Here is a 23,832-nt window from a genome sequence, read left to right on the forward strand (position 1 = left end):
CACAGTCCTTTTATCCCAGTGCTACATCCAGAATCATCATGACTACAAATCCAACGGCAAATCCGATGGTCGCAATATTGGAATGATCTCCCTCACTGGCCTCAGGGATCAGCTCCTCCACCACCACGTATACCATGGCACCTGCTGCAAAAGACAGCAGATACGGAAGAACCGGTGTGATATAGGAAGCCAGAAGTATTGTCAAAAGCGCTCCGATAGGCTCCACGATTCCGGAGAGGGTTCCCATGGTAAAGGCCCGTGCTCTGGTATTTCCCTCACTTTTCAGCGGAAGGGATATGATGGCTCCCTCCGGGAAATTCTGGATGGCTATACCGATGGAGAGGGCAAAAGCTCCCATCATACTGATGTCTGAATTCTGCGCCAGCATACCGGCAAACACCACGCCCACTGCCATACCTTCCGGTATATTATGAAGGGTGACTGCCAGGACCAGCATGGTATTCTTCTTCAGACTGCATTTTTTTCCCTCCGGCTCGCTGCATCCCAGATGCAGATGGGGAATCAGGCGGTCCATGGCAAGCAGAAACAAAATTCCGAGTCCAAAGCCTACAGCCGCCGGTATGAAAGCCAGTTTTCCCATATGCTCCGACATATCCATGGAGGGAATGAGCAGCGACCACACGGAAGCGGCTATCATAACACCTGACGCAAATCCCAGAAGCATTTTCTGCACCAGGGGTTTGATCTCATTTTTCAGGAAGAACACACAGGCAGCTCCCAGTGTAGTTCCGGCAAAGGGAATTAAGATTCCCAGAAATGTATTCATATTTTATCACCTGCTTTTCTTTTATTCGTAGATTTGCCGATGTCTGTTTACGCAGCTCTGTTCTGCGGTTTATAGGATACCGGCAAATGTTAAAATTATTGTAGCATAATCCAGACTAATTTGCACTAATTTTGTTAAGTTTTCTGTTAGCTTCCATTCCTTTCCTAACGGTTCGCACGCCGCTGTCCCGTCAGGTGCTTTCAGGCCAAAAGCATAAAAACACCCGGGCAGCCGGGCAGGCGGAACATTCTTTACAGAAAAAGACCCTGTAAAGAAACAGCTGTGCGGCCGTTCTCTTTTACAGGGTCTGCGTCTGTAACCTTTGAAATATGTAACCTTTAAATTATGAAGCCAATGATTTCCCCAGTTTTCTGCAGGCTTCTTTTTCATCATCACCGGGTTCCTCGCTGCAGATCACGCTGTCGCAGACAAGCTCTGCGCCGTCCTTTCTGCATTTTTCCTCCCAGGTGCGCATCCATTCTCCATCACCCCAGCCGTAAGAACCAAACAAAGCGATTTTCCTGCCTTTCAGCTTTGGTTCACAGTCCGTAAATAAAGGTTCAAATTCTGTATCCTCAAGCTCCTCATCTCCCATGGACGGGCATCCGAAGGCCACTGCGTCAAATTCATCCATTTTCTCTGCGCTGAATGTTTCAGGAGTGAAAGAAAAGGCCTCCGCCCCTGCTTCTTTTGCACCTTCTGTCACCGCCTCAGCCATCATCTCGGTATTTCCGGTTCCGCTCCAGTATACAACTGCTATTTTACTCATGATTATATCCTCCATATCGCATCATCTTGGGCAGAAGCTTTTTATGCCGCCACTGCCAGTTTCCAGACAGGTTTTCCCTGCTGCCACAGCCTGAGATAGATTTCCCTGCATTTCCGGAATCTCTCAAACAGCTTCATGGTCTCACACTCGTTGCAGTACACTTTCCAGCAGCCTGCACATTTGCTGTTTTTCCCGGCGTTTTCAATAAATCCTTTCACATCGCCTAAGGGATATCCCAAAAACAGGCCTATCTCGTGAGGGAAGTTCCCACCTTTCTCAAGCCGTATGTGCAGCCGTTCAATTGCCTGGTCAACGTCAGTATTCTCATATCCGTATGTTTGTAAAAATTCTGCCACACCGGGTTTTGTCAGATCTTCTTTCAGCTTCTGCCTTCTGTAGACGTAAATCAGTGCCGTCCCTTCCCGTTTTCTCACCACGGAAAGGGAGATTCCTTTCTCGGCAAACTGTTGTTTCAGGCTTTCAAGCTGGCCATCCAGCTCCTTCCAGGAAGCATAAGGCATATTAAAAAGATTTGCCGTCTTGATGGATGCCAGCGTCGGTGAACAATGTTCTACCAGATAACGTTCCAGCATATGGTTTTATTCCTTTCCTGCATATTCTTCTAAGACATTGTGCAGGGCCGCGGCACTGCTCGTGTGCACCCTGGCCACCGGAATCTGATTCTTCTTTGCCTCCTGAAGAGCGCTCACCACCATTTTATGGGAAACCGTGTTGGTGAACAGGATCATCAAATCCGGACAGCCCAGTTTTTTCTTCAGGGCGCCTTTTTCCTTGGCAAAAACCTTGGCCTTACAGCCATGGCACTTACAGATAGTTTCATACTGACAGACCATTCTCTCATTTCCGCCTACAATGACAATACTCATGGGCAAATTCTCCTTTTTCAGTTAGTTGTATCTAACTCATAGTTTTTATTAGAGCGGATGCAACTGCGTACATCCGCTGATTGGGTTGTGTATGTTTATGTGGAGTGGTGTTTCTTTTGGTTAGCTACAGCTAACTTATGTCATATACTATACACAGTTTCATAGCGTGTGTCAAGAAGATTTGTAAAAAAGATTGCCGTCTTGTATCCGCCACTGCCCGCCTGTGCATAACCGCCTAAATTTCAAATGTCTCCAGATCTTCCGGTACGAAAAGATTTCCGCTGTAGTATTCCCTGCCCTCCTCTGTATAGAGGCGTTTTCTGTCAGCCAGGTTTCTGTCCTCCGTGTGGTACAGGATGAGATTCGGCACCTCCAGTTCCCGGGCGGTTATGCAGGCGTCTTTTGCCGTGCTGTGGTGTTTTTCATAAGGTTTGAAAATATCCCTCTGTGCGTAGAGGCAAAACGCCTCATGCATGAGCCAGTCGCTGCCTTTTATAAATTCCTCATCTTTTTCGTTATAAGGTTCATCTCCGGCGCAGGTCAGTCTGATACCCTCTTTTGTTTTCAGAGTGAATCCGAATTGTTTTGCCTTGGTGGAAAAAATATCAAAAAATACAGTCTCGCATCCCAGAATCTCTGCCCGGCTTCCGTGTTCCACTGTGACAAAACGGATGCGTTCCCCCAGATGCCTGGTTACTTTCTTCTGTATGGTCATTTCCGTGATGGTGGTGAGAATCCGCTTCAAGTCCTCATGACAGTAGATCCGCAGTTCTCCCTCATACTTTCCCTGCTCTATGGCTGTGCCAATCATGCGTATCATCCACACAACTCCCAGAAGATGGTCCACGTGTTCATGGGTTACAAAAATATCATGTATATCTGTAACCGGAATCTCTGCCGCTTTCAGTCTTTCCAGAATTCCGTTACCGCCTCCTGCATCTACCAGAAAGTGCCGGTTTCCCTCAGTAAGGGCAAAACAGGTATTGTAGCATTTTGTCACCGTAGCATGACCGGTGCCCAGCATTGTAAGTTTCATATGTAACCTCCCTTTGTAAAAACAATGTATCCTTAAATATCATAGACAGTTTTCCGAAGAAAATCAATTTCTTTCTCTGCTTTTTTCTTTTATCCTCTCATTTCTGTCTCTTATGATGTCTCTCTTGACTCTTTGATTTCGCTTCTCTATAGTAACAGTAAAAGTAGCTGTGAAGGGGGCTGTTTCATGAAAATCAAATTACCGGTTACACTTTACCAGCGTATTTTAAGCATATTGTCCTTCCTGCTTCTGGCCGGACAGATCTTATGTCTTATTCTGCGCTGGAATCATTTGCCTGATGAGATTCCCACCCATTTTGGACTGAATGGACAGGCGGATGCCTACGGTTCCAAAGGGTCTGTGATCCTTCTGCCGGTCATAAGTATTTTGATCTATCTGCTGATGATATTTGTGGAAAAATTTCCCGAACTCTGGAATGTGCCCGGTCATGTGACGCCTGAGAACATCGGATGGATCTATGGAAATGTAAAAAGTATGCTTGTCTCCGAAAAGTTCGGTGTCTGTTTTATCTTCTTCTATATAAATTACTGCACCGTATTCTGCCGCGATATAGGGGCGTGGTTCCTGCCTGTATCGATGCTCTATCTTGCAGGCACTATGGTTTTCTTTCTCCGGAGAGCCGTACATTTTAAATAGCTTCTTCTTCCCTGCCAAAACGCGCATAAAAGAGGCACACAAACGCATCTTACTGCCTCTGTGTGCCTCTTATCACTTATCTCATAGTATCAACAGCCGCCCTCTCAATAGCCAGTCCTTTCTGATACCGTTTGATAAATTTATCAAATCCGGCCACATCTGCCGGGTCGGGAGCCATCTCGCTTCCCGTCTCTCCTGCAAATACTTTATTGGTCAGATACTCATCCAGAGTTTCATTCTCCTCTTTGTGGACCATATAGGAAGCCAGCAGGGCAATTCCCCAGGCTCCGCCTTCTCCTGCAGTCTCCATAACAGACACCGGAACGTCAATGGCTCCTGCCATGATCTTCTGTCCCACGCCCTTCGTCTTGAACAGACCGCCGTGACCCAGAATCTTGTCCAGTTTCACGCCTTCATCTTTTAACAGAATATCAAGACCTGTCTTCAAAGCGCCAAGGGCTGTGAACAGGTGTACTCTCATAAAGTTAGCCAGATTGAATCTGCTCTCCGGCATACGGGCAAAGAGGGGGCGTCCCTCCTCAAATCCGGTGATGTGCTCCCCTGAGAAATAGTTGTAAGCCAGCAGGCCGCCGCAGTCATCATCTCCCTCAAGGGCTTTGTTATACAGGGTTTTGAACAGCTTATCCATGTCCACTTCCACCCCGAATGCCTCTGCAAATTCCTTGAACAGGGATACCCAGGCATTCAGATCAGAGGTGCAGTTGTTGCAGTGCACCATTGCCACGTGATTGCCGGTAGGTGTTGTCACCATATCAATCTCCTTGTATACCCTGGAAAGCTCCTTTTCCAAAACGACCATGGCAAATACAGATGTTCCGGCAGAAACATTACCTGTACGTTTTGCGATGCTGTTCGTTGCAGTCATACCGGTACCGGCATCTCCCTCCGGAGGACAAACCGGAATACCTGCCTGCAGATTTCCACTCACATCCAGAAGTTTTGCGCCCTCCTCTGTCAAAGCACCGGCATCCTGGCCTGCACTTAATACTTTCGGAAGGATTTCTCTCAGTTTCCAGGGATATTTTTTATCAGCGACAAGGGCGTCAAACTGCTCTATCATGCGGGCATTAAAATCTCCTGTGTTCATGTCAATGGGGAACATACCGGAGGCCTCGCCTACGCCCAGCACCTTCTGTCCGGTCAGTTTCCAGTGGATGTATCCGGCCAGTGTTGTCTGGAATTTGATTTTTGCCACATGCTCCTCCTGGTTCAGGACAGCCTGGTACAGATGGGCAATACTCCACCTCTGGGGAATATTAAAATTAAATACTTCTGTCAGCTTATCCGAAGCTTCCTCCGTCATGGTGTTTCTCCATGTACGGAACGGTACCAGCAGTTCATCCTTCTCGTCAAATACCATATAGCCGTGCATCATGGCACTGAAACCCACAGCGCCCAGTTTTGTGATGACAGCGCCGTATTTTTCCTTTACATCCTCCGCCATTTTGGCATAGCTGTCCTGCAGTCCTTTCCAGATGTCCTCCAGGGTGTAGGTCCAGATATTATTTACCAGACGGTTTTCCCAGTCATGGCTTCCGGATGCGATGGGGGCGTTGTCTTCGCCGATCAGCACTGCCTTGATGCGGGTAGAACCAAATTCAATCCCCAGAACCGCGTTGCCGCTTTCAATTACACTTTTTGCCTTTTCCAAATCAAAACCCATGAAATCTTACCTCCGATATATTTTTATTTCTGTCCGTAGTAGGCATTTGCACCGTGTTTTCTGTAATAATGCTTGTCCTGCAGTTCCTGGGGAGCCGGCTGTACCTGCGGGTTGATGGTCTCGCAGCGGGCTGCCATCTTGGCAACTTCCTCCAGAACGACTGCATTGTGGACTGCTTCGTGTCCGTCTTTGCCCCAGGTAAAGGGTCCATGGTTCTTGCACAGGACTGCAGGAACCGCTTCATAGTCCCTGTCCTGGAAATATTCCGCAATGAGAAGGCCCGTGTTCTTCTCATACGCCCCGTCAATCTCCTCTTTTGTCAGGCATCTGACGCAGGGAATCTCCCCATACATATAATCTGCATGGGTGGTGCCGTAGCAGGGAATGCCTCTTCCCGCCTGTGCCCAGCTTGTAGCCCAGGAAGAATGTGTATGTACGATTCCGCCGATGTTTGGAAATGCCTTGTACAGCTCAACATGTGTGGGTGTATCGGAGGATGGATTATATTTCCCCTCAATTTTGTTGCCATTTAAATCCATGATCACCATGTCTTCCGGTGTCAGTTTATCATAATCCACACCGCTTGGTTTGATGGCAAAATAACCGGTACTGCGGTCAATCTGGCTTACATTTCCCCAGGTAAAGGTTACCAGTCCGTATTTTGGCAGCAGCATATTTGCCTCGTATACCGCTTTTTTCAGTTCTTCCAACATAATTTATCTCCTCGCTTCCGCTTTTATTTTTTTCAGTCTCTTCATCACATCGTTGCCTCCCCGCCCGAAATAGTCGTGCAGGATCTTAAATTCATGATACAGCTTTTCATAAGCTGCCGCATGTTCCGGGTCCGGCCTGTAGGTTCTCTCCTCCACGCGTCCCATGGCTTTGGCCGCTTCAAAGATGGTATCATAACCGCCCTTCTCCCTTCCTGCCGCCACGGCGCCGAACATAGCTGAGCCAAGGGCCGGAGACTGGTCAGAGGCACCGATGAAAATCTCCCGGTTAGTCACATCCGCATAAATCTGCATCATCATGGCATTTTTCTTGGAAATGCCTCCGCAGGCGTAAAGTTCCTCCACCGGTACGCCTGCCTGCTCAAAATTATCAATAATGGTGCGCATGCCGTAGGCTGTGGCCTCGATCAATGCCCTGTAGATTTCCTCCGGTTTTGTGGTCAGTGTCAGGCCCAGGATCATGCCTGTCAGGTCCGCGTCCACCAGAACGGAGCGGTTGCCGTTCCACCAGTCCAGGGCAATCAGGCCGCTCTCTCCGACCTTCAGCCGGGATGCCTTCTCAGTGAGCAGCTCGTGGATATTCATGTCCCTTTGTTCTGCTTCCCTGACATATCCCGCGGGCACACAGTTTTTCACAAACCACTCAAAATGGTCCCCCACACAGGGCTGTCCAGCCTCATATCCATAGAGGCCCGGGAGAACGCCGTCCTCCACAACGCCGCAGATTCCGGGAACCATTTTCTCCTCCCTGCTGCACATAATGCCGCAGGTGGAAGTGCCCATGATCATCAGAAGCTTATTCGGCTCTGTGATTCCCACAGCCGGCAGAGACACATGGGCATCCACATTGGCTGTCCCCACTGCCATGCCCTCTTTAAGACCCAGGCGCTCTGCCATCTCTCTTGTCAGCTCACCGGCTTTTGCCCCCTGGGGATAGACCTCTGCCCCAAGCTTCTCCTGCGCCACATGCTCCAGGCGCGCATCCAGTGCTTTGAAAAATGCGGGGGAAGGATACCCCTCCTTTTTATTCCAGAAAGCCTTGTACCCGGCTGCGCATCCGCTGCGCTTTTCCTGCCCGGTCAGCCTTAAGACCACCCAGTCCGCAGCCTCCACGAACCGGTCTGCCTCTTCATAGACCTCCGGTGCCTCTTTCAGGATTTCCATGAGCTTTGGGATCATCCATTCTGAGGAAACCTTTCCGCCGTATCGTGAGAGGAATGTCTCGCCCCGTTCCTTCGCAATACGGGTGCAGATATTGGCCTCCTCCTGCGCCGCGTGGTGTTTCCACAGTTTCGGCCATGCGTGGGGAACATGCTCCCACTCCTTCTGTATACAGAGAGGGGTGCCCTCCCTGTCCACCGGCATGACAGTACAAGCGGTAAAGTCTATGGACAGACCTATGATATCCTCAGGTTTCACCCTGCTTTCCCTAAGAACAGCAGGTATGGTCATATCCAGCACCTCCAGATAATCCAGGGGATGCTGAAGAGCCCAGTCCGGGGGCAGTCTGGTTCCGTCCGGCAGGTATTCCTCCATCACTTTATGGGTGTAAGCTTTGGTGCTCTGTGCAATTACGGTTCCGTCAGATACATCCACCAGCACTGCCCTGCCGGACTGTGTGCCGTAATCCACACCGATTGCGTATTTTCTGTTCATCCGCCTTATCTCCTATCCATTCTCCGTATTCCTGTCTTTGGTGGAGCCCCGCACGATCAGCTCAGGCTGGATCAGACGGGGAATCCGGCTTTTTTCCTCCGGCACCTTACGGATTTTCTCAAGAAGCAGCTCCGCTGCCATCTCGCCCAGCTTTTCCTGGGGATGCGCAATGGTTGTCAGCCCTACGGTCCCCTCCGCGATGACGGAGTTGTCATACCCTGTCACAGAAATATCTTCCGGCACCCGTTTCCCGTTCTTCTGCAGGGAACGGATGACCTCCAGCGCGATCTGGTCGTTATAGCATACAACTGCGTCCATCTCCACCTGCTGCTTCAGAAGGATCTCTATCATCTGCGCCGGCTTCATTTTCCGGTCCTCTGTGTGGAACCACACCACCATATCGGGATCATAGGACAGCCCGGCCTCCTGGAGTGCTTTTACATACCCCTTGTGCCGTTCTTTTCCCTGAAAATCGTCTGCCTTGAAGATACCCAGTATCCTACTGTGCCCCAGATCCAGCAGATGTTTCGTGACAAGATAACCGCCCCTGCAGTCATCCATGAGGATATGGGGCCTGTCCATCATCTGGGGATATACCCCCTGGATAAATACATAGGGGATTTCATACTGGTCCAGCATTGCATACAAGTTCATGTGTCTGCAGAAAATCTGGCTCTTGCTGGGTTCAATGATCAGTCCCTCAATGTCCTTGGTCAGAATATCCTCCAGGACACGCTCTTCCTTGGTCCGGCTGTTGGCTGTGTTCTTCAGGATGATGCTGTATCCGTTGGCTGTCATCACCTTGTCCATGCCCTGTATCAGGCGGGGAAAAATATAGTCAGATATGTAGGTTGTAACAACCGCGATATTCCTTGAATTCTTCATATGCCCCATGCGCTGGGAGCAAAAGGTTCCGCGGCCGTGTTCCGCCTCGATATAGCCTTCGTTTATGAGAATCGACAGGGCCTTGCGCACCGTATGGCGGCTGATCTGATAGCGGGCAGACAGTTCATTTTCCGAGGGCAGCTTCTCCCCCGGCTTGATTTCTCCGCTCAGTATGGACTGCTTTAATTCCTCCATGAGCACATAATATTTTGTCTTTCCGTTTTCGTTTGTCATATGCCCCTCCTTATGGTTTTCATTTTACAACTTGTATGGTTCTCTTCACAAGTTGTTTCCGTATAAAAATACCTTTTGCTGCACATGCGCGAAGTATGCCGCTTGGCACAGAGTGAACCGGAGCCGGTGCCGAAACTAAAAAGAGCCCGGTAAACCGGACTCAAATTTCAAACCACAACTGCCCGGGGCAGCGGATTTCTGTCAAAAATGTTCAAACATATGCTCCCTGATCTCACTGATGATCTGGTCCATCTCCTCCATCTCATCTCTTACCAATTGGATACCGCACTCCCTGCAGATGTCCTGAATGGCGGCAAATACCCATGGGTTTCTGGCTTTGATGCGCAGCATCCTGCCCTTGTTCTGCAGATAATCCACAAAGAAATCAAGAACAACATCAATCTCGGATTCCTCCGGATTCACCATCTTCATATCCAGAACCATCCCGGATGCATGGTCCAGGGTAACAAACAGAAGAGGGCTGATGGGGCGCTCATACTCTTCCATCTCTATGCCTGCATGGACGTAGGCAAAGTCAACCGATATCTCTGTCCCAACCTTGGGCCTTTTTTTCAGGCGCCTTCTCAGTACCTCGTCCTGAAGCTGAACCACCGGATATTCCCTCTCCACCATGGGAATGGACTCTGCAAACATATTCCACATCCCGGTTTTCTCATTGTAGGCCCGAAAGAGTATCTCCCCCTTATCCCAGTCTACAAAGATTTTTTCCTCTATCACGGCCCGCACAGCCATGAACAGGTTCTGAAAAGTATCCGTAAGCACCTCCACCTCCCTGGCATCCGGCGTACAGGGCACGAACCGGGGCACACAGGATTGGAAGAAAGGCCATTCCCCGCGTCCCCGAAACCGGAATCCCAGTTCTTTGATCATCTTTTTCTGGTCCGGGGGAACCTCTTCCCGGTCTCCGAAATAACAGGTAAGAGAATGCTGTTCCAGCATTGCATAATCGGGAGGAAGACCGGTCTCTTCCGTGGAAGCGATCATATCAAAATCCCTGAGCCCCTCCAGCCCTTCGTAGACACTGATCCCGTAACAGTTTCCGCCGCATCCCATAATACTTGCGAAAACAGGCTCCTCACTGTCCTTTAAAAATATAGCCACAAGCTGGGTATCCCAGAAATATTTCCACGGCTCCAGGGCCTTCAGATTACAGGTTACCTCATACAATTTCTCCCACTGCTTTGGCGATGCCTCTTCTCTCATACACGATCCTCCTCTTATCCTCCCGGCCCTTCTGTCTTACTTACTGGAACTCAGTCGTGGGATGGTATATACTGGCGTATCCTGCCGCAGAATTCCCCGAAGTTCTGGGTCTGCAGAATCACCTTGCCCGGTCCGGTCAGCTTTGTGAGGAACAGTCCTTCACCGCCCAGAAAAATGTTCATGCCGCCTTTTACCATCTCGATCTCATACTGCACACTGCCCTCAAAGGCCACCACATTTCCGGTATCCACCTTGATCACTTCTCCCGGAAGAAGTTCTTTCTCCACTTTATTACCGTCCACTTCCAAAAATACCATGCCGTTCCCCTGCATCTCCTGAAGGATAAACCCCTCACCGCCAAAGAATCCGGATGATACCTTCTTTGTAAATGCCACTTTTGTCTCCACTGCGCTTTCCGCACAGAGAAAAGATCCTTTCTGGCAGTAAAATCCTCTGTATTCCCTTAAGTCCACCGGGACGATCTCTCCGGGTACGGTTGAAGAAAACGCAACCATGGCACCGTCCATCTCCGCCTGGTAACTTGTCATGAAAAAGGATTCCCCGGAAAACATACGGCCCAGGCCGCGCATAAAGCCGCCTCTGGCATTGGTGCTCATGCTGATGCCGTCACTCATCCAGCACATACCTCCGGTCTGTGTATAGATACTCTCTCCTCTGTTCAGCAGCACTTCCACTGCCGGCATAACACTGCCCTCCAGCTTATATCTCATAATACATACGCCTCCTTTTCTTTCCTTACTCTCTCAGCCAGTTTCGGCTGTATCTCCGGATAAGTCAGAGCCTCCGGCAGGCTGTCGAAAAAGCCGATCCGCTCAATCTCGCTTTCGATTTTCCCGAAGGAAGTGATCTCAGCATAGAACAGCATTCCGTAAGTCTCCTCCCCCGTGTCATTGACCCGGTTTCGGCCTGTGACAGAATAGACAGACACCGGCTTCAAGGTAAATGTCTCTGCGCCTGTCTCCTCCTTAAGCTCCCTTGCCGCAGTCTCTTCTATGGTCTCTCCCGGCTCCCTGTGACCGCCCGGAATCTCATAAGTCCGGCGTTCCCTGTGTTTGACCAGGACCATTTTCTCTCCTGCCACGGCGTAGATCACCGCGAATTTTAAAAGCCGGTCCTCGGCCTCACTGTAAAACTTTACCTCCAGCACAAAAGCTTCCCCCCTTCAGCGCCCTGGCTTTTAAACCGCACCGCTTTGCAGCATCAGATTTGATACAGAAATACATAATCATCCATATAAAATCCATTGCCGATATCATTTTTCTCTTCCCGCAGAAGCTGAAATCCCATATGCCTGTAGACAGCTGCTGCCGGATTCTTTTTATTTACATTCAGAAAAATTTTTCCATATCCCGCCTCAACTGCCTTTTCCTTTACAAAATCAAACATCCGGCCCGCATATCCTCTGCCTCTTGCACTGCTTTTCAGATAGAATTTGCTCAGATAAAGCATTCCGTCCCTGGGATAAAAGGCCAGAAATCCCACATCCCCGGATGCGTCCTTTACCATATAATATGTGTATCCGTTTTCAAGCTGTCCTTTTATGGCGGGAACCGTCTGGAATAAATGTATCATATAATCATTTTGTTCTGCCCCGATCATGGGGTCGAACACTTCCTTTACCACAGAGGACGCCAGTTGTGACAATTCCTCCACCCGCCTGCCATCCTGTAAGGTTATCTGTTCAAACAGGAGTTCTTTCTTTCCTGTATATCGCATAAGATATTCCGTTTCCCCGGTTTCCGCATCGGTGTCTGACTCCCGGAGGAGAAAACCGTATTTTTTATAAAAACGGACCGCATTTTCATTCTTTTCATACACTCTGAGCGACAGCTCCTCATGGCGCCTGCAGGTTTCCTTTAAAAGCGCTGTGCCGATTCCCTGTCCCTGCATTTCTATACGGACAAAAAGTCCCGCAATAAAGTCCTCCTGCATGCCGATAAAACCCGCGATCTGCTCCTCAACCTCACACACGAGGATTTCCGCCTTCAAAAGCTCCCGACTCACATACTCATAATTTTCCTCCCAATAGTAAGAAGGGATAAAGCTGTGCGCCCGGCAGTTGGCCTGCAGCCAGATTTCCATTAACGCCTGTATGTCTTTGGGGGTAAACTCCCTGATCACGAATGCCATATCCTTCCACTGCTCCTTTTCCCTTTGCAGGGTGTACCCCGCCTTACTTTATCCGCCTATCGGTCCGCCCAGAAATTTCTGCCCACATAGCGGAAAACTTTTCTTCTGTATTCCCTGTATTCCCTGCCAAACACCTTTTCCAGATATTTTTCTTCCTGCCGGATCTGCAGATGCAGGGTAAAAATAGCAAAGCAGGTAAATGCCAGCAGCGGAATATTGAAAAACATAAGTAAAATGCCGATATACGTCAGATCAAATCCGCAGAACGCAGGATTTCTGCTGACAGAATAGATTCCCTCTGACACCATTTTTGTTCTGCCGTGCTCCGGAATGCCTGCACGCCAGCTGTCGCGCATGGTATATACGGAAAGTGCAAATACCATAACACCTGCTGTGGCAATAATCAGACCCGCGATCCGCACATTTTCAGATGCCTGATTAATTCCCCAAAAGATAGATACCAATTCATAAACAGGTACGCCGATGGTTGCTATTTTCATGATGAACTCTATGTATAGAAGCTCCTCTGCTTTGTCCCCCTTAGCAATCTGGTTCGTCCTGATCCCTTTCTTTTTCTGACCCAGCATTTTGCCGAAATAGATGCCATAAAATACAAGCATGATAACAATGCTGCCTGACTGAAACTTGTCCATTTGTGGTATCTCCTCTGTTATGTTATTGTCCGAATCCACTTTCTGTCCTGTTACAAACATAGCTGAATTCTTTCAATACAGTATACCCTACATGCTCCGGGATTGCAATTGTTAGTTGCTGTCCGCGGCTGCCGGTCATTTCCGGGCTTTTATAACACACAGCCAACCGGCCGAAACAGCGTCCGGCCGGTCTCTTCTTATCGCTACAGCTCCATGAAATCTGAAAGCTCTATCTGACTGGCTGTATTTTTCTCTTCAAATGTGTGCAGCCATGCAAAGATCCTGTTTATGCTGCTCTCCAGCCCATTTTCCCTGCAGATTTGGTAAAAGACGGACATCAGCTTTTTCCCGCTGGGGCTGTCCACCTCATAGGCATTTCCGTAGTTTTCTATATATTTCCTGCGAAGTCCCGGAAAATGCTGCTCCAGCTTCTCATAAAAATACTGCCTGTCCCCATCCCGCAGGGTGACGCCCATGCCAAAATTCAGGACACCGTACACCTTTGCTCTGACCGCGTAATCCATAACACCCTTTATGTTTTCTTCTGTGTCATTGATAAAGGGCAGAATCGGGCAAAGCCAGACAACCGTGGGAATCCCCTCGTCCCGAAGGATATCCAGCACCTCTGCCCGCCGTTTTGTGGTGCACACATTGGGTTCCAGAATACGGCACAGCTCCTCATCTGCTGTGGTCAGCGTCATCTGCACCACGCATTTTGTCTTCTCATTGATCTTCTTCAGCAAATCCAAATCCCGCAGCACCAGATCGGATTTTGTCTGCAGCACTGCGCCGAATCCGTAGTGTTCAATCAATTCCAGGCATTTTCTGGTCAGGCAGAGTTCCTTTTCCAGCGGCAGATAGGGGTCGGTCATGGCACCTGTGCCGATCATACATTTCTTCCGTCTGCTTCTCAGGGCTGCTTCCAAAAGCTGCGGAGCATTTATTTTCACCTCTATATCCTCAAACGGATGCTTCATTCCATAGCATGTGCTCCTGGAATCGCAGTAAATACAGCCATGGCTGCAGCCGCGGTACAGATTCATGCCGTTCTGGGCAGACAAAATGGATTTTGCATTTACCTTATGCATATCTCCTCCTATGACGCGGCGAACCGGTAACCGGCCTGTTTCAGGCACTCTACGGCCTTTTGGAAATTTTCCTCTTTTGTGAGGATATAGTCCGTATTATAAGTGGAGACTGCAAAGATACCTATATGATTCTCCGCCAGAACAGCGGAAATTGCGGACAGGATGCCTATGAGGGAAAAATCAAGAACCCCCTGGATCCGAAACGCCCTCCAGCCGTCATCGCGTTCCAGTGCGTCTTTTGGCACATGTTTCGCAGCACATACAAGTGAAAGCTCTTCGTCTGTCCTGCCGATAAAACAAAAGCCGTCTTTCAGCAGATCCGGCGAAAATTCCTTTATTTTACAGACGGAAAAATCCTGGTCAATGATTTTAAGCTCCATTTCTATTGTCCTCCTGCTTTTAAGCTGCGCTCCAATAATTCCGGTCCGGTTTGAAAAGCACCGGTGACTTCTCTGTACAGACTTTTATAAAATGCCTCTGCCGCGGCTTTTCGCTCCCCGGCAATTTCACGGCCTCTTTTCGTATAGAGTTTTTCATGGATATTACATAGTTTATGTCTGTATTCATGAAAAAAGGAATCAGCTGACTCCTCCTCCCCATCGGCGATGCGTCCGTCAGGCAGACGCGTGTATATGGGTTCGGATGCATGGCCGCCATACTGAAGCGTTCTGGCAACGCCCACCGCGCCGGTAACGTCTATTTTATCCGCGTCAAACAGGATTTTTGCCTCTGTGCTGTCCGGCTGATTCCCCTTTCCTTTTCTGAACCGATGTGCTAGTATGCAGTGTTCCACCTTCGCAGTATAATCTTTGTCAAAACCCTGTTCCGTCAGATATCTTACGGCCATTGCCGCCCCGGCCTTAGCATGACAGACTTTTTTATTTTCAAACTGCGCTTTCCTGCCAATATCGTGCAGGAGACAGGCACATATCAAAACATCGTAATCCACGTCTTTTTCATGATCCGCAATATCCAGCGCGGTATACAGGACCCGGTAAATATGCTCCATATCGTGGGCACTGTCCTGCATACAGGATTTCATATAAGCTTCAAGCTGTTCATATGTCTTTTTCGTCATCTCTGTTTCCATTCCTCCCTGAGCAGACCATACTCATAAGTATCTTTCCAGATTGGATTTCCCTCCTCATCACAGAAAAAGTATACATTCTGCTTCAATTCCCCTTCCCTGCGCATGCCAAGGCGCTCCATCAGCCGCCAGGATGCCGTATTTTCCGGGTCACACATGGCTGTCACCCGCCTGACATCCCATTCCCTGAAGGCCAGGTCAAGCAGTGCCCACGCACTCTCATACGCATATCCCTGTTTCCAGTACCTGCGGTTAAACACATACCCCAGCTCCCAGGTATTAAGGTCACCTTTGTCGAAATACAAATTTCCAATAAGCGTTCCATTCTTTTTGCAGACCGCCCAAAAGCTTTTATCCTCCGCTCTTCTGACTGCCTCGGCCCTGACCTCCTCCATACTCATGGGGTGATACGGCTCATAACGCACTACTTCCGCATCCGAAAGATATTCGTACAATGCTGGTTCATCCTCTGCCCGAAACGGCCTTATGATCAATCGTTCTGTCTCTATCTGCATCTGTTCTCCTTTTTTCATCCTGTGCTTAGAGCATATTTGAAAATTCATTCCGACAATCTGCGCGCCCCAGGCTCTACATTCCGAACATTTTCTTCTTTAACTCAATGCCTGCCAGTTCTGCCAGCCGGATGATTCCCTCCTCCGCCAGCGTCACGGTGGACTCCACATGGATAAAATCCGTCACACTGTAGTCAAATAATATATTTCCCTGGGCAGGAAATTCCTCATCGCCATCCCAGAACAGATACTGCATGGGGATACAGGAAAACGCATGAACGATATATCCTGCATCGCCCTGCCGTACAGGCTGTCCGCCCATCTTTTCGGCTGCACGCCTGAGTTTTTCTGTTTTCCCTTCAAAGGTCATGGCAAAAGGTTTCAGTATGTTGCTCTCAAAAGCCGGCGCAAAGGGTCCCGCGTTTCTCACGTCCCTGAAGGGCACCCAGCGCTCTTGGAGGCTGGCATTCTCTTTGGAATACCAGAACAGATTGTAAATATTCATTTTCGTTCCGTTGCGCAGAGGAATGTCATCCTCCATTGCTCTGATATATCCTTCTTTTCTGTGGATTCCGTACTTTTTTCCGAAATGGACAATGGTCAGATATTCTCCCTCAGCCTTTATTTCCGGCAGCTTTCTCATCAATATCTCCTGGTCCATCTGCAGAAATTTTTCTCTCCAGTCTTCGCAGAGCTTATCATAATTGGACTGCTGTGTCTTCTGCATATTATTTCTCCTTTCTGTCCTGTTTCTCCGGGGCAGACGGCATATCTGCCGGTTTTCTTTTTCTAATTATAACGGATTTTATGGATGATTACAATCAAATCCCGGTCAGCTGCACCTGTGGGAAGCGCAGCACGCTAAAAAGCGCATACCTCCCATTCTCCAGGAGGTACGCGCTCTTCTTCTGTTAAAACTTTTTACAAAATCACATCATCGGATCAAGACCCAGAGCCGGATGTCCTTTTTCTGTTAAGAATGCAACTAATTCTTCCGGATCTGTTGCGATGGTCTCATCACCAACCATGTCTGTGAAGTTGTCGATACCGTATAATTCTTTTGCTGTCTGGTTCAGTCTCTCAGCAACAAATTCTTTCAGCTCTTTCGGCATCCAGACGATCCTCTCGATACCGCCCTCTGCCTTCATGAACTTCTTAGAACCGATGAAGTGTTTTCCATGGCCCATGAAGCCAGGTGTCTGTACACCGCCGCCTGTCATGGATGCCAGTTCCGGGAAGGTCATTCCAAGCGGTGTCATACCCGCATACTCACGGTTTGTGATAACTACACCGTTGGAGAACGGCTCGATACCGCAGATACACTCAAAGCATCCGCAGGATGTCATTGGTTTTTCCATGATGGAGTACAGAGATACCTCTTCCAGAGCACCCTGGGAGAATTTGCGTACGGCTTCGTTAACATCCTCGTACTCACCAATCCTCTCGTCAATACATTTCTCTTTCGTGATAACCTGGCATGGTCCGTTTGGATCCAGCTCGTTGGTCGCCTTTGCATCCAGCCATGAAACGGCACCGCACAGGCCCAGACGTTCCGGTGTTACCACACATACGTGTGACGGGGAGAATGCCTGGCACAGGATACAGCTGTAGTATACGTCTACAGACTCATCGGTCAGGGATTTCAGACGGTCATCACGTTTGTTGAAGGTAGGAACTGCCACTTCGTGACGGATCCTCTTACACTCTGCAGGATCTGTGTAGATCACAACTTCACATTTGTCAACAACAGCGTCAAATTCATTCTTAACAGATGCGTACAGAACTTCACCGATATGTTTCAGGCGGAATCCTGCATGGAATGCATCCTTGCTGATACGGATACGCTGCATATCACGCTGTCCTGTGTGGTATACACCTTCGATACAGTTGATGTAGTTATGGAACTTACGCTCGATAACCGGTTCAAAGTCAGACTGCATGTTCTTGCCTGCAACTTTTACAACATAAGCAATGCTGTTCTTGCTGCCCAGCTCCATCTCATCTGCTTCCGGTCCGATCACAGTGATCTTGTGGTCTTCGATCTCTGTAGCCTCTGCTGACTGAACAAGCTCTGCACAGTCTACACGGGAACCGTCGAACTCTACCTGCATGTCGCCGCGGCGGATGATCTCACCCTCGAATGCGGATGCGAATGCAACCGGAATGTCGATATTGGTGATCTTGATCTTGATATCGCGTGCTTCCAGGGATGTAGCGTTGAATTTGGAAACATCCGGCTGTAAGATCAGGCTCTTCGGTACTGTGGATACGCCTTCCTGGTTTGTGATAACAGGGAAGCCCAGTGCGATGGCACCTGCGCCGCAGGCAACGATCACATCGTCCAGAGGAGCGAATGCGTTAACGAATGCCGGTACACGCTCAAAGGTGTATTTCATCAGGTTTGCTGCATCACCGGGTGTTACATTACCAAAGATAAGCGCTGCCCTTAAAGCAACGGATACTACATGGATCACGCTTGTCACGTCTTTGCCCAGCGGGATAACACGTAAGTTTGCGCCTGTCTTCATGCCTGCCTCTGCCACCTGATCGATCACACCGCCGACCAGTGTTACCAGGATACCCTGTGCCTGATAGCTCTTAACCAGGGCAACTGCTTCCTCTTTTGTAGGAGCGCTTCCCAGGATAACAGCAACACCGGGGATATCACCGGTTACAAGGGGTACACCCAGCTCACGGATCACAGCATCTGCCAGATGTCCGTAGCAGGGCTCTGTATACGGCTCTGCGCCGTCGATATATTTCAGAACTTCGATGAACTCTGCACAGAGAGCGGTCGCTACACCTGACATAAATACGTCATTTAATCTCATCTCTCTTGTCATCAGAGTTTTCACTACACCTAAAGCTTCTTTTAATTCTCCTAAAGTTTTAACCTTCACGCCTGTCACTGCATAGTAGCATGGTAAGCAGTAAGCGGTGTTCGGGAAGCTGACAGCCTTGTCAGCACCGTGCTGTTCGATGGCAGCATTGACAGCGCCTTCTGTCAGCCCATACACTGCGTCATTTCCGCTAAATACGGTTTCAAATAATGTCACTGTTTCATCCTCCGCAAATGATATTTTCTTGGTAAAAGCGAATCTTTTTTATATCCCCAGAGCCGCACGTTTTTCTTCTATTCTGGCGATCATGGCGTCGCCCAGTTTTTCAATATCTTTCTCCACGGTGTACGCTGCTTCCACCCACTTGCGGACACCCTCTGTCAGCCAGTATGTGACCTCAGAGGAACCGCTGACCTGCGGGTCTACACCCAGGAATGTATCAATCCCCGTGGCAACCACATAGTTTCCGATGGACACGGCTTTCTCTGACATCCATTCCGGCGCGCATCCCACAACGGGAAGCTTGGAGATGGGCAGCCCGGAATCCTTTGACAGCTCAGACGCCAGGACCATCATACGGCTGATATCCACACAGGATCCCATATGCAGGACAGGCGGAATATCTGCCAGCTCACAGACTCTCTTTAAACCGGCTCCGCACAGGTCTTTTGCCCTCTTATCCATAAGTCCGGCCCTTGCCGCTGCCTGGGCGGAACATCCTGACAAAATCACGATGATATCGTTTTTGATGAGCTTTTTCATCAGCTCAATATGCGCGTAGTCCGGGCGCACCCTTGGATTGTTGCAGCCGACCATAGCTACAGCGCCCCGCAGCACGCCGGATGTGATACATTCCAGCAGCGGTTTCGTGGTGCCCAGCACGTCCACCTGTGAGTTTGTGACACCGTCCAGAGTCTTGACTATGGCCTCCACGGAATAGCCCACCGTGGCCTTTTGCTTTAACTGCGGAATATGTACCAGCTCCTGTTTTCTGTTGGCAAAATTCTCAACCGCTGTGCGGACGATCTTCTTAGCATTCTCCCCTGCTGTCTCTGCGTTAAAACGAATGAAATCGGAATCCGGCATCTGCGCAATGGGGGAGGTGGTGATAAACTTGGTATGGAAGCATTTGGAGAGAGGGCCCAGTGCCGGGAAAATGCACTGTACATCCACTACAATGGCTTCACAAGCTCCGGTCAGCACCACATTTTCCTGCTGCAGGAAATTTCCCGCCATGGGTACGCCTCTTCGCATGGCAACCTCGTTGGACGTACAGCAGACACCTGCAACGTTGATCCCGTTTGCTCCCATGGTTTTTGCAAGTGCCACCATCTCCGGATCATCGGCGTATTCGCAGATCATCTCGGAAAGACTGGGATCATGTCCGTGTACAATGATGTTGACCTGATCCTCTTTCATGACACCCAGATTAGCCTCTGTATCCACCGGTTTCGGAGTGCCGAACATGACGTCTGAAAATTCCGTGCCGCACATGGAGCCGCCCCATCCGTCAGACATACCGGAGCGCAGAGCCTGACGCACCAGTGCCTCCGGTTTGCTGGAATTTCCCATATGTGTCATATGCATGGCAGTGGAAACTTCACGGTCAATGGCTCTCGGCTCGATCTCCGCGTCATGCCAGAGCTTCTGTGTATGCTCCGGCGCACGTTTCAGCCATCTCTGCACACCGAAGGGTTTTCCGTATTCCATAAGGGCCAGCTCTGACATCTCATGTGCCAGTTCATAGATATCCCGGCCCTCTGTCTCTACGCCCCATTCTTTTGCGATGCGGATCAGTTTCTCCGCGTCCTTTACCTTATAATTGCCATCCGGTGCCACCGTGTGCAGGGTATGGCAGATCTCACGCCCATGGTCTGAATGGGTGGCTGCCCCTCCTGCCGTAAAACGCAGAAAATTCCTTCCCGCAATGCCGTGTGCGTCACAGCCGCAGATACCTCTCGGCGCCTTTTTTGTGATCCGGCAGGGTCCCATGGAACAGATACGGCAGCAAATGCCCTCCTCGCCGAATTTGCAGTGGGGTGTCTGGTTCTTCACGCGCATCTGCCAGGAATCCGCACCGACCTTTGCCCCTGTCTCCAGCAGCCTGTCTGTGGCTGCCTCGAATTCTTCTACTGTTGTCAACCTAAACGAACTCATCCTTATCCTCCTGAAATATTGTATTTGTCTATATTATAACAACCCCGGGCAGGGGTTCCCATCAACGTTTTATTGACTGTCTTCAACGTTTCATTGATGGGGTATGCAAAAAGAAAGACACACCTCATTTGCGGTTCTGAGATGTGTCTTTCTTTATGAGTGAATTCGTGATTATTGTAACATACCGTTTCTTCGCTGATAATAAACAAAACGTTTCAAGCATGCAACGAATCTCTGAGGCGTTTCACCTCTGTATGGAATTTTTCCTGATCTCCTCCAGCCAGTACATCACATGGTTGTGAAAAAGGCTGATATCCGGGTTCTCTGCCTTTCCCTCCCGGGTCAGCATATAGGTCTCCCAGTTGAAAGGCCCCTCCTCAAAGGGAAGCATGACCAGATCGTCCTGTTTCATGTCATCAAAAATAAAATCCACAGTGACAGAGATGCCTTTGTTCTGCTGAACCATTTTATGGCACAGACTGAATCCGCTGGTCTCGAAAACGATATCCGGCTTAAATCCTGCCAGCCTGCACTGGCTCAGTATCAGGTTATGGATATTAAATTCCGAGCTTTCAATGTAAAGCTTTTCCCCCTCCATATCCTTTATGGAGACGGTTTCTCTCCCACTGAGAGGATGCTGCCGGTTGACCAGCAGTTTGATCTCGTACTTTTCCATAAATGTAGCCCTTGTGTTTTTCAGCAGGCCGTTTCCCACTGTAAAGGCCACATTTCCCTCTCCCTCCTGGAACAGCCTTTCCACCTGGCGGTCAGGATATTCCCGGTAATTGAATTTAATATGGGGATACTTTTTCTTAAAATCCACCAGGCATTCCGGAGTCACAAGCCTCAATATGCCGTAGGCGGACAGCAGGTCGATCTCATGGTTCTGCCGCTGTTCAATGCAGCGGATCTCGCTGCATATGGAGTGGTAAGAATTCAGAAATTCAGGGAGCTTGGCATACAGATAAGCGCCTGCTTCTGTGAGACTGATTCCCGTACCTGTTCTGTTTAAAAGAGAGGCGCCCATCTCACTCTCAATATTTTTTATGATCTTGCTGAGGCCCTGAGGTGTCATATACAGAGCGTGTGCCGCCTTTGTGATACTTTTGTGCTGGCACACGGTTTTAAAATACTCCAGCTCCTTTATATTCATCTTCTCACCTTTTGGCCGGAAAAGGACTTCCGGTCTCTCCCTATTTAATCAAGCTCAATTTCAATGAGTTCCGCTGCCGGAAGTTTTTTCGTGGAGGATGCCTTATATTTCTTAAGCTCTGCCGCGGCTTCCTTTAACGGAATATTGGTTCCGGCTCCCGCCATACAGCCGCCCGGGCAGCCCATGCCTTCTATGAGGCAGCCATTCATTTTTCCGGCTTTGGCAAGGGTCAGCACTTTCTTACACTCTGCCAGACCCTCTGCATGTTCAATATGTACTGGGACTTCCGGGTGGTATTCCTGCAGGCATTCCTCAATCGCCTGGGCCACACCCCCGGCTATGGCATAACCTCTTCCCGCTGCGGTTGCATTGTGCAGGCTGCCCTGTTCTTCCATCATTGCCGGATCTATTCCCTTTGCGTCAAACATTCCCTGCAGTTCTTCAAAAGTAATGACAAATTCCACATCACTGCGGACGTCCGTTCTGGATGCCTCCAGTTTTTTCGCCGCACAGGGACCGATGAAGACCACTCCGGCATTGGGGTATTTCTGTTTGATACTTCTGGCAGAGGCGACCATGGGGGTCAGCTCCTGGGATACACTGTCAATCAGATCCGGAAACTGTTTTTTTGCAAGCATGGACCAGGATGGACAGCAGGACGTGAGAAGAAAGGGCAGTTCTCCGGTGCTCACCTTTTCCGCATAGTGATGAGCTTCCGCGATTGCCCCGATGTCCGCGCCAAGCGCTACCTCATACACTTCCTTAAAGCCGAGTTTTAAAAGCGCGGCCTTGAACTTTGCCGCAGTCACGTCTTTTCCGAACTGGCCTACAAATGCAGGCGCCACTTCGGCAATGATCTCTTTTCCCTCACGCAGTGCCCTGGAAAGCTGGAAGATCTGGGACTTATCCGAAATTGCCCCGAAGGGACAGCTCACCATACACATGCCGCAGGACACACATTTTTTCGGGTCAATGGCAGCTCTGCCCAGATTGTCGCTTCCGATGGCCTTGACGCCGCAGGCCCTGGCACAAGGGCGTTCCATTTTGGAGATGGCGTCATAGGGACAGATGGCCTTGCATTTGCCGCATTTGATACATTTTTCCTGATCGATCACAGATTTTCCATTCACTATAGATATGGCATTTTTCGGACATACCTGTTTGCAGGGGTGAGCCACACAGCCTCTGCACATGTTGCTGACTTCATATTTGTTGGGCTCGCAGGCATCGCAGGCAGAAGGGATGACCTGCATAAGAGGCGGCTCATAATATTTTTCATCTATGTTACTGTTTTCCATTCCTGCAGTGATATGGACTGCTTCATTTTCCGGGCGCAGGGACATACCCATGGCAAGGCGGACACGCTCGCTGGCCACCGCTCTCTCCCTGTAGATACTCTCCCTGTAAGTTGCCCTCTCCTTAACAATATGATACGGGATGGCTTCTATCTCATCATTGAAATTATCCTTTGTGGATGCAAAAGCAACCTTGCAGATTTCTGTAAATACTTCACGCCTGATCTTCTTTACCGGGGTTTCTACACTTCTCATTTAAAATCTCCTGTTCTCAATCATGCTCTAATACCATCTATCCGCACATTAAATGGTTAGAATCTATCGTTTACATATCTTGCGTAACTGT

General features: G+C 49.3%; 24 protein-coding genes. 1 reads left to right on the forward strand and 23 read right to left on the reverse strand.

The window, feature by feature from the left end:
• Positions 1–10 precede the first annotated feature (10 nt).
• The 5 genes from LC508_RS10380 to LC508_RS10400 all read right to left on the reverse strand — a co-directional run bounded on the left by LC508_RS10380 (position 11) and on the right by LC508_RS10400 (position 3,479).
• Positions 11–787 (reverse strand): ZIP family metal transporter, encoded by a 777-nt coding sequence (locus tag LC508_RS10380; protein WP_033142570.1) that lies wholly within the window; start codon positions 785–787, stop codon positions 11–13.
• Positions 788–1,130: 343 nt separating this feature from the next.
• A complete protein-coding gene (locus tag LC508_RS10385) occupies positions 1,131–1,556 on the reverse strand; it encodes a flavodoxin (protein WP_033142569.1) in 426 nt (141 codons plus the stop codon).
• Positions 1,557–1,597: 41 nt separating this feature from the next.
• Positions 1,598–2,149 (reverse strand): DUF3793 family protein, encoded by a 552-nt coding sequence (locus LC508_RS10390; RefSeq protein WP_033142568.1) that lies wholly within the window; start codon positions 2,147–2,149, stop codon positions 1,598–1,600.
• A 6-nt stretch (positions 2,150–2,155) separates the two neighbouring features.
• Complete coding sequence (locus LC508_RS10395; RefSeq protein ID WP_033142567.1) at positions 2,156–2,443, reverse strand: DUF2325 domain-containing protein; 288 nt, start codon at positions 2,441–2,443, stop codon at positions 2,156–2,158.
• A 235-nt stretch (positions 2,444–2,678) separates the two neighbouring features.
• A complete protein-coding gene (locus LC508_RS10400; RefSeq protein WP_033142566.1) occupies positions 2,679–3,479 on the reverse strand; it encodes an MBL fold metallo-hydrolase in 801 nt (266 codons plus the stop codon).
• Between the two features lie 186 nt (positions 3,480–3,665).
• Here LC508_RS10400 and LC508_RS10405 point away from each other — a divergent pair, with 186 nt between their 5' ends.
• Positions 3,666–4,136, forward strand: a complete 471-nt coding sequence (locus tag LC508_RS10405) for a DUF1648 domain-containing protein (protein ID WP_033142565.1) — start codon at positions 3,666–3,668, stop codon at positions 4,134–4,136.
• Positions 4,137–4,212: 76 nt separating this feature from the next.
• Here LC508_RS10405 and LC508_RS10410 read toward each other — a convergent pair whose 3' ends face one another.
• The 18 genes from LC508_RS10410 to LC508_RS10495 all read right to left on the reverse strand — a co-directional run bounded on the left by LC508_RS10410 (position 4,213) and on the right by LC508_RS10495 (position 23,741).
• Positions 4,213–5,820, reverse strand: a complete 1,608-nt coding sequence (locus LC508_RS10410; RefSeq protein ID WP_103731291.1) for a xylulokinase — start codon at positions 5,818–5,820, stop codon at positions 4,213–4,215.
• Positions 5,821–5,843: 23 nt separating this feature from the next.
• Positions 5,844–6,533: an L-ribulose-5-phosphate 4-epimerase gene (locus tag LC508_RS10415; RefSeq protein ID WP_033142563.1), complete on the reverse strand. Its 690-nt coding sequence runs from the start codon at positions 6,531–6,533 to the stop codon at positions 5,844–5,846.
• A gap of 3 nt (positions 6,534–6,536) precedes the next feature.
• Complete coding sequence (locus tag LC508_RS10420; protein WP_103731290.1) at positions 6,537–8,207, reverse strand: ribulokinase; 1,671 nt, start codon at positions 8,205–8,207, stop codon at positions 6,537–6,539.
• Positions 8,208–8,219: 12 nt separating this feature from the next.
• Complete coding sequence (locus LC508_RS10425) at positions 8,220–9,326, reverse strand: GntR family transcriptional regulator (RefSeq protein ID WP_033142561.1); 1,107 nt, start codon at positions 9,324–9,326, stop codon at positions 8,220–8,222.
• A 201-nt stretch (positions 9,327–9,527) separates the two neighbouring features.
• The gene (locus tag LC508_RS10430; protein WP_033142560.1) at positions 9,528–10,550 is read right to left on the reverse strand and encodes a DUF7309 domain-containing protein; all 1,023 of its coding nucleotides are present in this window, start codon (positions 10,548–10,550) and stop codon (positions 9,528–9,530) included.
• 50 nt (positions 10,551–10,600) lie between these two features.
• On the reverse strand, positions 10,601–11,281 hold the full coding sequence (locus LC508_RS10435) for a TIGR00266 family protein (RefSeq protein WP_033142559.1): 681 nt from the start codon (positions 11,279–11,281) through the stop codon (positions 10,601–10,603).
• Entirely contained in the window at positions 11,278–11,718 is a 441-nt protein-coding gene (locus LC508_RS10440; RefSeq protein ID WP_103731289.1) for an NUDIX hydrolase, read from the reverse strand. Before LC508_RS10440 ends, LC508_RS10435 begins: the two co-directional genes overlap by 4 nt.
• 53 nt (positions 11,719–11,771) lie before the next feature.
• Positions 11,772–12,701, reverse strand: coding sequence for a GNAT family N-acetyltransferase (locus tag LC508_RS10445; protein ID WP_207727951.1), 930 nt, complete (start codon positions 12,699–12,701; stop codon positions 11,772–11,774).
• 56 nt (positions 12,702–12,757) lie between these two features.
• Positions 12,758–13,354, reverse strand: a complete 597-nt coding sequence (locus LC508_RS10450) for a methyltransferase family protein (protein ID WP_054352495.1) — start codon at positions 13,352–13,354, stop codon at positions 12,758–12,760.
• A 203-nt stretch (positions 13,355–13,557) separates the two neighbouring features.
• Positions 13,558–14,442, reverse strand: coding sequence for an SPL family radical SAM protein (locus LC508_RS10455; RefSeq protein WP_103731288.1), 885 nt, complete (start codon positions 14,440–14,442; stop codon positions 13,558–13,560).
• Between the two features lie 8 nt (positions 14,443–14,450).
• A complete protein-coding gene (locus LC508_RS10460) occupies positions 14,451–14,822 on the reverse strand; it encodes an ACT domain-containing protein (RefSeq protein WP_033142556.1) in 372 nt (123 codons plus the stop codon).
• A gap of 2 nt (positions 14,823–14,824) precedes the next feature.
• A complete protein-coding gene (locus LC508_RS10465; RefSeq protein ID WP_103731293.1) occupies positions 14,825–15,520 on the reverse strand; it encodes an HD domain-containing protein in 696 nt (231 codons plus the stop codon).
• Positions 15,517–16,044: a GNAT family N-acetyltransferase gene (locus LC508_RS10470; protein ID WP_033142555.1), complete on the reverse strand. Its 528-nt coding sequence runs from the start codon at positions 16,042–16,044 to the stop codon at positions 15,517–15,519. Before LC508_RS10470 ends, LC508_RS10465 begins: the two co-directional genes overlap by 4 nt.
• 73 nt (positions 16,045–16,117) lie before the next feature.
• Positions 16,118–16,768 carry a DUF3786 domain-containing protein gene (locus tag LC508_RS10475; protein WP_054352494.1) on the reverse strand — a complete coding sequence of 217 codons (651 nt, stop codon included), beginning with the start codon at positions 16,766–16,768 and terminating at the stop codon, positions 16,118–16,120.
• Between the two features lie 202 nt (positions 16,769–16,970).
• Entirely contained in the window at positions 16,971–19,097 is a 2,127-nt protein-coding gene (gene acsB, locus LC508_RS10480) for an acetyl-CoA decarbonylase/synthase complex subunit alpha/beta (protein ID WP_225305357.1), read from the reverse strand.
• Between the two features lie 48 nt (positions 19,098–19,145).
• Positions 19,146–21,038 carry an anaerobic carbon-monoxide dehydrogenase catalytic subunit gene (gene cooS / locus LC508_RS10485; protein ID WP_033142448.1) on the reverse strand — a complete coding sequence of 631 codons (1,893 nt, stop codon included), beginning with the start codon at positions 21,036–21,038 and terminating at the stop codon, positions 19,146–19,148.
• A gap of 244 nt (positions 21,039–21,282) precedes the next feature.
• Positions 21,283–22,191, reverse strand: a complete 909-nt coding sequence (locus LC508_RS10490; RefSeq protein WP_054353327.1) for a LysR family transcriptional regulator — start codon at positions 22,189–22,191, stop codon at positions 21,283–21,285.
• Positions 22,192–22,235: 44 nt separating this feature from the next.
• Positions 22,236–23,741, reverse strand: a complete 1,506-nt coding sequence (locus LC508_RS10495) for a 4Fe-4S dicluster domain-containing protein (protein ID WP_033142450.1) — start codon at positions 23,739–23,741, stop codon at positions 22,236–22,238.
• Positions 23,742–23,832 lie beyond the last annotated feature (91 nt).

The sequence above is a fragment of the Blautia parvula genome, assembly GCF_020215665.1.
Lineage (GTDB): Bacteria > Bacillota > Clostridia > Lachnospirales > Lachnospiraceae > Blautia > Blautia celeris.